Raw genomic sequence first — 13,513 nt, 5'->3', positions numbered from 1 at the left:
TCAGCAATGCAGCGCAGCAAGAGCTACCGCAAGGCCGCCGACGTCATCGACCGGTCCAAGCTCTACACCCCCGCCGAGGCCGTGAAGCTGGCCAAGGAGACCACCAACGTCAAGTTCGACGCCACGGTCGAGGTCGCCATGCGCCTCGGCGTCGACCCCCGCAAGGCGGACCAGATGGTCCGCGGCACGGTCAACCTGCCGCACGGCACCGGTAAGACCGCCCGCGTGATCGTGTTCGCCAGTGGCGCGAAGGCCGAGGAGGCCACCGCCGCGGGTGCGGACGAGGTGGGCACCGACGAGCTGGTCGCCCGGATCCAGGGTGGTTGGCTCGACTTCGACGCGGCGATCGCCACGCCGGATCAGATGGCCAAGATCGGCCGGATCGCGCGGATCCTGGGCCCGCGCGGTCTCATGCCGAACCCGAAGACCGGCACGGTGACCATGGACGTCACCAAGGCGGTGCAGGACATCAAGGGCGGCAAGATCACCTTCCGGGTGGACAAGCACTCCAACCTGCACCTGATCATCGGCAAGGCGTCCTTCACGGAGAGCCAGCTGGTGGACAACTACGCGGCGGTGCTCGACGAGGTGCTGCGTGCCAAGCCGTCCGCGGCCAAGGGCAAGTACCTCCGCAAGGTCATCCTCACCAGCACGATGGGCCCGGGCGTTCCGGTCGACCCGAACCTGGTGAAGAACCTCACCGGAGACGCTACCGAGGCCTGAGTCGACAGTTCGTTCCACCGGGGCGCCGCCACGATCGTGGCGGCGCCCCGGCGCGTCTGAGGTGTGGCAGGCTCTGTGCCATGCAGCTGGAGAACGTCTGGGTGCGGTACCACCGGCAGGGGCCGTGGGTGCTGCGGGGCGTGGACGTGCGGCTCGGTCCGGGCGAGGTGGCGGTCGTTCTGGGCCGCAACGGCGTGGGCAAGTCGACCCTGCTCCAGGTGGCCGCGGGAGTGCTCCGCCCAGGCCGGGGTCGGGTGACCGGCCGGCCGGCACGGGTGGGCTGGGTGCCGGAGCGTTTCCCGGCCGACCAGCCGTTCACCGTGGTCCGTTACCTGACCGGGATGGCCCGGGTGGCGGGGCTGAGAGGGACGGCGGTCGACGAGGCGGTGACCTCCTGGACCGACCGGCTCGGGCTGTCCGCCTTCCGCTCGGTCCGGTTGCCGGAGCTGTCCAAGGGCACCGCGCAGAAGGTCGGGCTCGCCCAGGCGATGCTGCGCCTGCCGGGCCTGCTGGTGCTCGACGAGCCGTGGGAAGGGCTGGACGCCGCCACCCGCGAGCTGGTCCCCGAGCTGATCTCCGAGGTGCTCGCCGCCGACGGTGCCGTCCTGGTCAGCGACCACCGTGGGGAGACGGTCCGGTTGCCGGCCGCGCGCCGCTGGTCGGTGGCCGACGGGTCGCTGACCGAAGAGGCGCCGTCGGCGGACGAGGCGATCGCGGTGGTCGAGGTCGCGGTGCCGGCCGCGCGGGTCGCCGGCACCGTCGCCCGGTTGCGCGCCGAGGGCCATCAAATTCTTCGAGTACGCGCCGACGCCTCCCTCGCCGCACCACAGGCTCGCCCCCACTCCCCACCGGCCCGGCCAGCCGGTGAGCTGACGCCCGAGCAGCCTGTGGGCGGCCAGGGCGCGGACGCGGTGGTCGAGCCGGCAGCGGGGGAGGCCCGGTGATCGCGCTGGTGCGGATGCGGCTGGCCGGTTTCCTACGGACCGGTCGGGCGCTGGCACCTTTGCTCGCCGGCCTGATCACCCTCGGCACGCTGTACGGCGGCGGCCGGGCCCAGCCGGCGGAGGCGTACGGCGTCTCGGCGGTGGTGCTCTTCCCGGTGCTCGCCTGGCAAACCAAGATCCTTCTGGACGTGGAGCCGGACGTGCAGCGCCGGCTGGCACAGGTGGCGGTCGGTGCGGCCCGGGAGCGGTTGGCCGGGCTCCTCGCCGCCGGTGTGGCGGCGCTGGTGACGGTGGCGGTCGCGCTGCTCTTCCCGTGGCTGGTCGGCGGGATCTCCGGCCCGGTCGACCCGGGGGACCGGTCGATCCCGGTCGGGCTCGCCCTGGGGTTGTGGGCGCATCTGCTCGCCCTGCCCGCTGCGGTTGCGCTGGGCGCGTTGGCCAGCCGGGCCTCCGTTGGCAGTGCCGGGTACGGCGTCGCGGTGCTGGCCCTCGGTGGCGTCGGCGCGGTGGTGCTCGGCCTGAGCGGCTCGGTGGCCCCCTGGCTGGCGCCGCCGATCATGGCTACCGCCCGCACCACCGGAGGCGACGCCGCCGCGCTCACCCTGCTGGGGCTGACCGTGTGGGCGCTGGCGTGGAGCGCCGTGGTCGTCGGCGGCTACCTGTGGCGGCGGCGGGCCCAGGGCTGACCGGCGACGGGAGCGCCGGCCGCCGGTGGCGCGGCTCACAGGGGGCGATTTGGTGCAGGTCGTGGGGTCGCGTACTCTTCAAACGTCATCCGTGTTCTCACGGATGAGGAACCACCCAGAGACCGCTGGTCACTGTGCTTCGGCACGGTCGAAGGCCCCGCGACAACGGGCGACCCGCGTAGGGCGGCAAGCGTAACTCGGCAGTGAGCATGGTCCGCCGACCGTGACGAACTTCCGGCCCTCGCCCCGTGCGCCCTGCGCCGGGGCTTTTCGTTGTCGTGCTGCCTCCGCCCCCGCCCCGGCTTCGGCTGTGACGGGGACCAGCCTCGAGTAACGAGAGAGGAGGGACATGGCGGACAAGCCGATCCGGGCCGACAAGGCCACGGCCGTCGCTGAGCTGACCGAGAGCTTCCGTAGCTCGGGCGCCACCGTGCTGACCGAGTACCGCGGTCTGACGGTTTCCCAGCTCACCCAGCTTCGGCGCACGCTCGGCGCCGAGACCAGCTACACGGTCGCGAAGAACACGCTGGCGAAGCGTGCTGCGACGGACGCGGGCATCACCGGCCTCGACGAGCTGTTCACCGGTCCTACCGCGCTGACTTTCGTTTCGGGCGACGTCGTCGAGGCGGCGAAGGGGCTTCGCGACTTCGCGAAGGCCAACCCGAAGCTCGTCATCAAGGGCGGTGTCTTCGAGGGCAAGGCCATTTCCGCGGCCGAGGTCACGAAGCTCGCCGACCTTGAGTCCCGCGAGGTGCTGCTGGCCAAGCTGGCCGGCGCGATGAAGGGCAACCTGAGCAAGGCCGCGGCCCTGTTCCAGGCCCCGCTGTCGAAGACCGCCCGTCTGGCGGCTGCCCTGCAGGACAAGCGCGAGAAGGAGGGCGCCGAGGCGGCCTGAGGCCACCACGGCGCACCAGTTCTTTACTTAACAGAATCAGGAAAGGACGCCAGATATGGCGAAGCTCAGCACCGACGAGCTGCTCGACGCGTTCAAGGAGATGACGCTGATCGAGCTCTCTGAGTTCGTGAAGCAGTTCGAGACGACCTTCGAGGTCACCGCTGCCGCTCCGGTCGCGGTCGCCGCGGCCGGCGGTGCCGCCGGTGGCGCTGCTGCGCCGGCCGAGGAGGAGCAGGACGAGTTCGACGTCATCCTCGAGGCTGACGGTGGCAAGAAGATCCAGGTCATCAAGGTCGTGCGTGAGCTGACCGGCCTGGGCCTCAAGGAGGCCAAGGACGCGGTTGAGTCCGCGCCGAAGGCCATCCTGGAGAAGGTCAACAAGGAGACCGCCGAGAAGGCGAAGACCAAGCTCGAGGGTGAAGGCGCCAAGGTCACCCTCAAGTGACCTGACGTTCCACCTGCGCGTACCTGGCTCGTGAGCCGGGACACGATCGCGTAGCGACGGGCGGTGATCCGACACGGATCACCGCCCGCCGTGTTGGTGTGTCCGGCGCCGAACGGTCCTGAGCTGGGCTCCGACCACCGGCACCGGTGACCCGAACGAGCGCGGCGGGTCGCCCTCCGGTGGGAAAGAAGGGGCAACCCGGATACCGGCCCTTGACGCGGCACCGGACTGCCAGGCACGCTGACACCAGCAAGACACCGCGCTTGCGACGGCCACGACGTGGGTATGACAGTGGCGGCACCATCGCCGCGTCAACCCGAGCGGCCCAGTGGGGACGTTGCGTTCTGAGCGGCCCGGCAGACCCCGGTTTACGGGGGCCGAGGCGCGTTCCGCAAACGACCTGCGGGGTGGGCTGGACAGCGGTTAGCCTCTCGGCTACACTGCTAGTTTGCGCTGCCTTCCGACTTGACCCCTGCTCGGAAATGTCCGTTTACGGATATTTCTGGTGGGGTCATTGGAGTGCACGCGTACCAGCCGTTCTGCAGCACCGGTCCTCGGAAGGACGCATCTTGGCAGCTTCCCGCCCTGCGAAGACCAGTCGTACGTCGAGCGCATTCGCTCCCCGCCGAGTTTCATTCGGCAGGATCACCGAACACCTCGAGGTCCCCAACCTCCTTGCCATCCAGAACGAGTCCTTCGACTGGCTCGTCGGCAACGAGGCTTGGCAGGGCCGGTCGGCGGACGACCCGCACGCACGCTCGGGTCTCGCGGAGATCCTTGAAGAGATCAGTCCCATTGAGGACTTCTCCGGCACCATGTCGCTCTCCTTCTCGGCACCGCGCTTCGACGAGGTCAAGGCCTCGATCGAGGAGTGCAAGGAGAAGGACCTGACCTACTGCGCTCCGCTCTTCGTGACCGCGGAGTTCACCAACAACACCACTGGCGAGATCAAGAGCCAGACGGTGTTCATGGGTGACTTCCCGATGATGACGCCCAAGGGCACCTTCGTCATCAACGGCACCGAGCGCGTCGTGGTCAGCCAGCTCGTCCGGTCTCCGGGCGTGTACTTCGACAAGCAGCCGGACAAGACCTCCGACCGCGACCTCTCCAGCGTCAAGGTCATCCCCAGTCGGGGTGCCTGGCTGGAGTTTGACATCGACAAGCGCGACACGGTCGGCGTACGCATCGACCGCAAGCGTCGGCAGGCCGTCACCGTCCTGCTCAAGGCCATCGGCTGGTCGGCCGAGCGGATCCGTGAGCGGTTCGGCTGGTCCGAGCTGCTCATGACCACGCTCGAGAAGGACCACATCGCCGGCCAGGACGAGGCCCTGCTAGACATCTACCGCAAGCTGCGCCCTGGCGAGCCGCCGACGCGTGAGAACGCCCAGACCTTGCTCGACAACCTCTTCTTCAACCCGAAGAGGTACGACGTCGCCAAGGTCGGGCGCTACAAGTTCAACAAGAAGCTCGAAGTCGACGTGCCGATCACCACCGGCACGCTGACCGAGGACGACATCGTCGCCACCGTGGAGTACCTGTGCCGGCTGCACGCCGGCGAGGACGGCTACGAGGCCGACGACATCGACCACTTCGGCAACCGGCGCCTGCGTACCGTGGGTGAGCTCATCCAGAACCAGGTCCGAGTCGGCCTGTCCCGGATGGAGCGGGTCGTCCGCGAGCGGATGACCACGCAGGACGTCGAGGCGATCACCCCGCAGACCCTGATCAACATCCGCCCGGTGGTGGCGGCGATCAAGGAGTTCTTCGGGACGTCTCAGCTGTCCCAGTTCATGGACCAGACCAACCCGCTGGCGGGTCTCACCCACCGGCGCCGGCTGAGCGCGCTCGGCCCGGGTGGTCTGTCCCGGGAGCGGGCCGGCTTCGAGGTCCGCGACGTGCACCCGTCCCACTACGGCCGGATGTGCCCGATCGAGACGCCGGAAGGCCCGAACATCGGTCTGATCGGCGCGCTGTCCACCTTCGCCCGGGTCAACCCGTTCGGCTTCATCGAGACGCCGTACCGGAAGGTCGTCGAGGGTCGGGTCACCGACCAGATCGACTACCTGACCGCGGACGAGGAGGACCGGTTCGTCAAGGCCCAGGCCAACGCGCGCCTGAAGGCTGACGGCACGTTCGCCGAGGAGCGGGTGCTCTGCCGTCGTAAGGGCGGCGAGACCGAGGACGTCCTCCCCGGTGCCGTCGACTACATGGACGTCTCGCCCCGGCAGATGACCTCGGTCGCGACCGCCATGATCCCGTTCCTCGAGCACGACGACGCCAACCGGGCACTGATGGGCGCGAACATGCAGCGCCAGGCGGTGCCGCTGGTCAAGGCCGAGGCGCCGCTGGTGGGCACGGGCATGGAATACCGGGCCGCGGTCGACGCTGGCGACGTGGTGGTCGCCGAGGTCGGCGGTGTGATCGAGGATCTCTGCGCCGACTACGTCACCATCCACCAGGATGACGGCCACCGCCGGACGTACCTGCTGCACAAGTTCCGCCGCTCCAACGCCGGCTCCTGCGTCAACCAGAAGCCGGTGGTCTTCGAGGGCGACCGCGTCGAGGCCGGTCAGGTCATCGCCGACGGGCCGTGCACCGACGAGGGCGAGATGGCACTCGGACGCAACCTGCTGGTGGCGTTCATGTGCTGGGAGGGTCACAACTACGAGGACGCGATCATCCTGTCGCAGCGCCTCGTGCAGCAGGACGTGCTCACCTCGATCCACATCGAGGAGCACGAGGTCGACGCTCGGGACACCAAGCTCGGCCCGGAGGAGATCACCCGCGACATCCCGAACGTCAGCGAGGAAATGCTCGCCGACCTCGACGAGCGCGGCATCATCCGGATCGGTGCCGAGGTCGTCCCCGGCGACATCCTGGTCGGCAAGGTCACGCCCAAGGGTGAGACCGAGCTGACCCCGGAGGAGCGCCTACTCCGCGCGATCTTCGGTGAGAAGGCGCGTGAGGTTCGGGACACCTCGCTGAAGGTGCCGCACGGCGAGACCGGCACGGTCATCGGTGTGCGCACGTTCTCCCGCGAGGACGGCGACGAACTGCCGCCGGGTGTCAACGAGCTGGTCCGGGTCTACGTCGCCCAGAAGCGCAAGATCCAGGACGGCGACAAGCTCGCCGGCCGACACGGCAACAAGGGTGTCATCTCGAAGATCCTGCCGATCGAGGACATGCCGTTCCTGGAGGACGGCACCCCGGTCGACATCGTGCTCAACCCGCTCGGTGTGCCGAGCCGGATGAACATCGGGCAGGTCCTGGAGACCCACCTCGGTTGGGTCGCCAAGACCGGTTGGAAGGTCGAGGGTGACGACGCCGACTGGAAGCGCCAGCTCCGCTCGATCGACGCGCACGAGTCCGAGGGGGACACCAACGTGGCCACCCCGGTCTTCGACGGTGCCCGCGAGGAGGAGATCTCCGGTCTGCTCGAGTCGACCCTGCCCAACCGGGACGGCAAGCAGCTGATCGGCCGTACCGGCAAGGCACAGCTGTTCGACGGTCGTTCCGGCGAGCCGCTGCCGGACCCGATCGCGGTCGGCTACGTCTACATCCTGAAGCTCAACCACCTGGTCGACGACAAGATCCACGCTCGTTCGACCGGCCCGTACTCGATGATCACGCAGCAGCCGCTGGGTGGTAAGGCGCAGTTCGGTGGTCAGCGTTTCGGTGAGATGGAGTGCTGGGCGATGCAGGCGTACGGCGCCGCGTACGCCCTGCAGGAGCTGCTCACGATCAAGTCCGACGACGTGCTCGGCCGAGTGAAGGTCTACGAGGCCATCGTCAAGGGCGAGAACATCCCGGAGCCGGGCATCCCGGAGTCGTTCAAGGTGCTGCTCAAGGAGCTGCAGTCGCTGTGCCTCAACGTTGAGGTGCTCTCCAGCGACGGTGTGGCCCTGGAGATGCGCGAGACCGACGACGAGGTGTTCCGGGCCGCTGAGGAGCTGGGCATCGACCTGTCCCGGCGCGAGCCGAGCTCGGTCGAAGAGGTCTGAGGTGAGCGGTCGGGGGCCGGCTCGCCGGCCCCCGACCCCACCCGAGAATTAGCAGTACAGACGACGACATAGGGGACATAGTGCTCGACGTCAACTTCTTCGACGAGCTGCGCATTGGTCTCGCCACCGCCGACGACATCCGTCAGTGGTCGCACGGCGAGGTCAAGAAGCCTGAGACGATCAACTACCGCACCCTGAAGCCGGAAAAGGACGGGCTCTTCTGCGAGAAGATCTTCGGTCCGCAGCGGGACTGGGAGTGCTACTGCGGTAAGTACAAGCGCGTCCGGTTCAAGGGCATCATCTGTGAGCGCTGCGGCGTCGAGGTGACTCGCTCCAAGGTCCGTCGTGAGCGGATGGGGCACATCGAGCTCGCCGCTCCGGTGACCCACATCTGGTACTTCAAGGGCGTTCCGAGCCGGCTGGGCTACCTGCTGGACCTCGCCCCCAAGGACCTCGAAAAGATCATTTACTTCGCCTCGTACGTCGTGACGAGCGTGGACGCCGAGTCGCGTCACCGTGACCTCTCGACGATCGAGAACGAGATCCTGGCCGAGAAGCGGCAGTCCGAGAACAGCCGCGACTCGGAGATCGAGAAGCGGGCCGCCAAGCTCGAGGCCGACCTGGCCGAGCTGGAGGCCGAGGGTGCCAAGGCGGACGTCCGGCGCAAGGTCAAGGAGGGCGGAGAGCGCGAGATGCGCCAGATCCGCGACCGGGCCCAGCGCGAGATCGACCGCCTGGACGAGGTGCTGGACACCTTCCGCAAGCTGGAGCCGAAGCAGCTGGTCACCGACGAGCTGCTCTACCGTGAGCTGCGCGACCGGTTCGGTGAGTACTTCACCGGATCCATGGGCGCCGAGGCGATCAAGGCGCTGGTCCAGAACATGGACCTCGACGCCGAGGCCGAGAGCCTGCGGGAGACCATCCGGTCCGGCAAGGGCCAGCGGAAGATCCGGGCGCTCAAGCGGCTCAAGGTCGTGGCGGCGTTCCTGAACACCCGCAACTCGCCGCTCGGCATGGTGCTGGACTGCGTCCCGGTCATCCCGCCGGACCTGCGCCCGATGGTGCAGCTCGACGGTGGCCGTTTCGCGACCTCCGACCTGAACGACCTGTACCGCCGTGTGATCAACCGGAACAACCGCCTCAAGCGACTGATCGACCTCGGCGCGCCCGAGATCATCGTCAACAACGAGAAGCGGATGCTCCAGGAGGCCGTCGACGCGCTGTTCGACAACGGCCGTCGCGGCCGGCCGGTCACCGGCCCGGGTAACCGCCCGCTCAAGTCGCTGTCCGACATGCTCAAGGGCAAGCAGGGCCGGTTCCGTCAGAACCTGCTGGGCAAGCGCGTCGACTACTCCGGCCGTTCGGTCATCGTGGTCGGCCCGAAGCTCAAGCTGCACCAGTGCGGTCTGCCCAAGCAGATGGCACTGGAGCTGTTCAAGCCGTTCGTGATGAAGCGGCTGGTCGACCTCAACCACGCACAGAACATCAAGTCCGCCAAGCGGATGGTCGAGCGTCAGCGCCCGGTCGTGTGGGATGTGCTGGAAGAGGTCATCGGCGAGCACCCGGTGCTGCTGAACCGCGCGCCGACCCTGCACCGCCTGGGCATCCAGGCCTTCGAGCCGCAGCTGGTCGAGGGCAAGGCGATCCAGATCCACCCGCTGGTCTGCACCGCGTTCAACGCCGACTTCGACGGTGACCAGATGGCGGTGCACGTGCCGCTGTCCGCCGAGGCTCAGGCCGAGGCGCGGATCCTGATGCTGTCGTCGAACAACATCCTCAAGCCGGCCGACGGCAAGCCGGTCACCATGCCCACCCAGGACATGGTCATCGGTCTGTACCACCTCACCCACCTCACCGCCGGTGAGAAGGGCGAGGGCCGGGCGTTCAGCTCGGACGCCGAGGCGCGGATGGCCTTCGACAACGGCGAGCTGCACCTGCAGGCGCCTGTGAAGATCCGCCTGCGTGCGGTGGTCGGTGTCGACAACGGCGCCGGCGCCGAGGCGTGGACCGCCCCGGAGGGCTGGGTCGAGGGTGACCCGCTGACCGTGGAGACCACCCTGGGTCGGGTGCTGTTCAACGAGACGCTGCCGCAGGGCTACCGCTTCGTGAACTACGAGATCCGCAAGGGTCAGCTCTCCGCGATCGTCAACGACCTCGCCGAGCGCTTCCCCAAGGTGGCGCTGGCCGCCACCCTGGACGGGCTCAAGGAGGCCGGTTTCCACTGGGCCACCTGGTCCGGCGTGACGATCGGCATGGAGGACGTCATCGCTCCGCCGCGCAAGGCGGAGATCCTGGCGAAGTACGAGGCGGAAGCCGACCGGATCGACAAGCAGTACCAGCGTGGTCTGATGACCGCCGAGGAGCGTCGCGGCGAGCTCATCACGATCTGGACCAAGGCGACCAACGAGGTCGCCAAGGAGATGGACACCGCGCTGCCGCAGGAGAACCCACTGTGGAAGATGATCAACTCGGGTGCCCGCGGTAACCTGCTCCAGCTCCGGCAGATCGCGGCGATCCGTGGTCTGGTGGCCAACCCGAAGGGCGAGATCATCCCGCGGCCGATCAAGGCCAGCTACCGGGAGGGTCTGTCCGTGCTGGAGTACTTCATCTCCACGCACGGTGCCCGTAAGGGTCTCGCCGACACCGCGCTGCGGACCGCCGACTCGGGTTACCTGACCCGTCGTCTGGTGGACGTCTCGCAGGACGTCATCATCCGCGAAGAGGACTGCGGCACCGACCGGGCGATCCCGATGCAGATCGGCGAGAAGCTGGACGGCAAGCTCGTCGTCCACACCCACGCCGAGACCAGCGTGCACGCCCGGACCCTGGCCGACGACATCAAGGGGCCGGACGGCACCGTGGTCGCCGAGCGCGGCCAGGACATCAACTCCATCGGGGTCGACAAGATCGTCGCCGCTGGTGTGGAGACGGTCCGAGTGCGCAGCGTGCTCACGTGTGAGTCGAAGCTGGGCGTCTGCGCGGCCTGCTACGGCCGGTCGCTGCCGACCGGCAAGTCGGTCGACATCGGCGAGGCGGTCGGCATCATCGCCGCCCAGTCCATCGGTGAGCCCGGTACGCAGCTGACGATGCGTACCTTCCACACCGGTGGTGTCGCGGGTGAGGACATCACCCAGGGTCTGCCCCGTGTGCAGGAAATCTTCGAGGCTCGGGTCCCGAAGGGTAAGGCGCCCATCGCCGACACCCCGGGTCGGATCCGGATCGAGGACGGCGAGCGCTCGCGGAAGATCATCGTGGTGCCGGACGACGGCAGCGAAGAGATCGTCTACGACAAGATCTCGAAGCGGGTCAAGCTCCGGACCCACGACGGCGGTCACGTCGCGGTCGGCGAGAAGCTGACCGAGGGCACCATCGACCCGCACGAGCTTCTGCGGATCATGGGTCCGCGGGCGGTCCAGGTCCACCTGACCAGTGAGGTCCAGGAGGTCTACCGCTCGCAGGGTGTGCTCATCCACGACAAGCACATCGAGATCATCATCCGCCAGATGCTCAAGCGGGTGACGGTCATCGACTCCGGCTCGACCGAGTTCCTGCCGGGTGTGCTTGTCGACCGGGCGCTGTTCGAGTCGGAGAACCGCCGGCTCGTCTCGGAGGGCGGCGAGCCCGCCGCCGGTCGTCCGGTGCTGATGGGTATCACCAAGGCCTCGCTGGCCACCGACTCCTGGCTCTCGGCGGCCTCCTTCCAGGAGACCACCCGGGTGCTGACCGACGCTGCGATCAACTCGCGCAGCGACTCGCTGGTCGGCCTCAAGGAGAACGTGATCATCGGAAAGCTCATCCCGGCCGGTACGGGCATCAGCAAGTACCGCAACGTCCGGGTGGAGCCGACCGAGGAGGCCAAGGCCAAGGTCTACTCGATGACCGGGTACCCGGAGACCGACTACGGCTTCGGGCCGGCCAGCGGGCAGGCTGTGCCGCTGGACGACTTCGACTTCGGGTCGTACCGCTAAGCACCAGTAACACGACGAGGCCCCCGGCATCCGCCGGGGGCCTCGTCGCGTCCGGACCCACCCACCCCCGGTCCGAGTTCGGCATGATGGGGGAATGACGACCGCACCCGGGCAGGTGTCCGTCGCGCAGGAGGGCCTGCGCCACCCGCTGGACCCGGATCCGGCCCGTGCGACGAAGGCGCGGGCGGTTTTCGCGCTGGGGCTGCTCGGCCTGCTGACCGGGCTGTTCATCGGCGGGGTGGTGCCGGCGACGGTGGCACTGCAACTGGCCAGGCAGGCGCGCCGCGAGGCGTACTCCTCGGGGGGTTTCCTGACCGGCGGCGCCTGGCTGCGACGGGGTGAGCGGATGGCCTGGGCCGGCCTGGTGTTGGTCGCGGTCACCGTGGTGGCCGTGGTGGTGATCGGGGTCGTGCGGTTGGCCGGCGCCCCTTTCGGCCACGACTACCCGGCGAACATGGACTGAGCCGCCCGTGGCCGCCCGGCGCGGGCAATGGCACTCTCGGCGGTAGCCTGGCCGGTGTCCGCCGTGCGGTGTGGCGGCCTTTCGACAGGAGGACCTCGTGACGGATCCGGCGCGGCCCCCGGCGGATGAACCGGCCGGCCATTCCGATGCGCCGGCCCCGTCCGAGCCGAACGACTGGGCGCGACCGGGCCCGAGCAGCGAGCCGCACCCACCCGCGTCCGCACCGGGTTGGGGCGGGCCGCCAGCTCCTGTGCCGCACTCCGGCTGGGCCACGGCCAGCCCGCCCGGCTCCGGTCAGCCGCACCCGGTCTCCGCTCCAGGTGGGCCGCCCGGTTGGGGTCCGCCGTCGTCGGGGCCGGGTGGGCCGCCCGGTTGGGGTCCGCCGCCGTCGGGGCCGGGTGGGCCGCCGGGTTGGGGCCCGCCGCCGTCGGGCTACGCCCCCGCCTGGGGTGGCCCGCCGGCACATGCGGTGCCACCGCCCACCGACGACCAACGTCGGCCGCCGAAGCGGGTGGAGGCGGTGCCTGGTACGCCGTTCGGCGTCGTGCACCTGGACGTGGCGCCGGTCACCTCCGGGCTGGCCATCGGGGCGCTGGTGGCCGGGGTCGCGTCGGTCCTGGTCTCGCTGCTGGTGATCTGCTTCGGGGTGGCCTTCTCCAACGATGGCGGGGCCTGGGCTTCCGGAGCGTTCGCTGTGCTCGGGTTGCTGGCCGGTGTCGCGGCGGTCGTCGCTGGTCTGCTCGGCCAGCGGCAGATCCGCCGGCCGGCCGCGCCCTCTGCGGTCCGGTTCACCGGCCGAGGGCTGGCGGTGGCGGGGATCAGTTGTGGCGCGGCCGGGGCACTGCTCAGCCTCCTGGGCCTGGGTCTGGCGCTGCTTCTCGCCCTGACGTGAGTCTGATCACCGCCCGGCTCGGAGCCTGAGCCGGTTGTCCGCGGCTTCCGTGGGACCATCCCGGTGCCCGCCCCGGGGGCGACGGGTGGTCGCGCGGGGAAGCCGGTACACTTGTGTCTGTAGGTGCCCATCGCGGGCGACGGGGCAAGACGAGATTCGGCCGGCGGGTGTGAGACAGTCGCCGGGCCCTTCCGTTTTGACCTGGGCGGTTGTGGTAGGTACTCTTTCCCCTTGTGCCCGGGCATGCCCGGGCAACTCGTGCGTGCGCTGTTTCCGGATTCCGGGCGGCGGCACGACAAGCCAAGGATCCGGCACGGGGCGACCCGCGCGCCGGTGACACAAACCCGGTCGCGCGCGAAAGCGTCGCAACGGGACCGTGAAGAGGGCGACACGCCCGACCGCGGGTGCCGGGGTCTCCGCAAGGTGGCCCTGGTCGGAATGTAGGAGAGCCGGTCATCAGGCCGGTTAACGAGCAGACGGCGCGGCCGCGGATGCG

9 protein-coding genes are annotated in these 13,513 nt (G+C 69.0%); all 9 read left to right on the top strand.

Going from position 1 to position 13,513, the window contains the following annotated elements; all coding sequences use genetic code 11:
- The first annotated feature begins 6 nt into the window (after positions 1-6).
- The 9 genes from rplA (at position 7) to JOD64_RS10790 (ending at position 13,017) form a co-directional block, all read left to right on the top strand.
- Positions 7-723, top strand: a complete 717-nt coding sequence (rplA, locus tag JOD64_RS10830; protein WP_204942109.1) for a 50S ribosomal protein L1 — start codon at positions 7-9, stop codon at positions 721-723.
- Positions 724-803: 80 nt separating this feature from the next.
- Complete coding sequence (locus tag JOD64_RS10825) at positions 804-1,667, top strand: ABC transporter ATP-binding protein (RefSeq protein ID WP_204942108.1); 864 nt, start codon at positions 804-806, stop codon at positions 1,665-1,667.
- Positions 1,664-2,353: a hypothetical protein gene (locus tag JOD64_RS10820; RefSeq protein WP_204942107.1), complete on the top strand. Its 690-nt coding sequence runs from the start codon at positions 1,664-1,666 to the stop codon at positions 2,351-2,353. The genes JOD64_RS10825 and JOD64_RS10820 overlap by 4 nt, the downstream gene beginning before the upstream one ends.
- 349 nt (positions 2,354-2,702) lie before the next feature.
- Entirely contained in the window at positions 2,703-3,248 is a 546-nt protein-coding gene (gene rplJ / locus JOD64_RS10815) for a 50S ribosomal protein L10 (protein WP_204942106.1), read from the top strand.
- A gap of 55 nt (positions 3,249-3,303) precedes the next feature.
- Positions 3,304-3,693: a 50S ribosomal protein L7/L12 gene (rplL, locus tag JOD64_RS10810; RefSeq protein WP_204942105.1), complete on the top strand. Its 390-nt coding sequence runs from the start codon at positions 3,304-3,306 to the stop codon at positions 3,691-3,693.
- Between the two features lie 569 nt (positions 3,694-4,262).
- Positions 4,263-7,694 (top strand): DNA-directed RNA polymerase subunit beta, encoded by a 3,432-nt coding sequence (rpoB, locus tag JOD64_RS10805; protein ID WP_204942104.1) that lies wholly within the window; start codon positions 4,263-4,265, stop codon positions 7,692-7,694.
- An 80-nt stretch (positions 7,695-7,774) separates the two neighbouring features.
- Entirely contained in the window at positions 7,775-11,662 is a 3,888-nt protein-coding gene (locus JOD64_RS10800; RefSeq protein ID WP_204942103.1) for a DNA-directed RNA polymerase subunit beta', read from the top strand.
- Positions 11,663-11,756: 94 nt separating this feature from the next.
- Complete coding sequence (locus JOD64_RS10795) at positions 11,757-12,125, top strand: hypothetical protein (RefSeq protein WP_204942102.1); 369 nt, start codon at positions 11,757-11,759, stop codon at positions 12,123-12,125.
- 511 nt (positions 12,126-12,636) lie between these two features.
- A complete protein-coding gene (locus JOD64_RS10790) occupies positions 12,637-13,017 on the top strand; it encodes a hypothetical protein (protein WP_204946008.1) in 381 nt (126 codons plus the stop codon).
- The last annotated feature ends 496 nt before the right edge of the window (positions 13,018-13,513 follow it).

The organism is Micromonospora luteifusca (assembly GCF_016907275.1).
Lineage (GTDB): Bacteria > Actinomycetota > Actinomycetes > Mycobacteriales > Micromonosporaceae > Micromonospora > Micromonospora luteifusca.
Note: the sequence above shows the minus strand (reverse complement) of the source record. Positions and strands in the feature narration are given on the sequence as shown.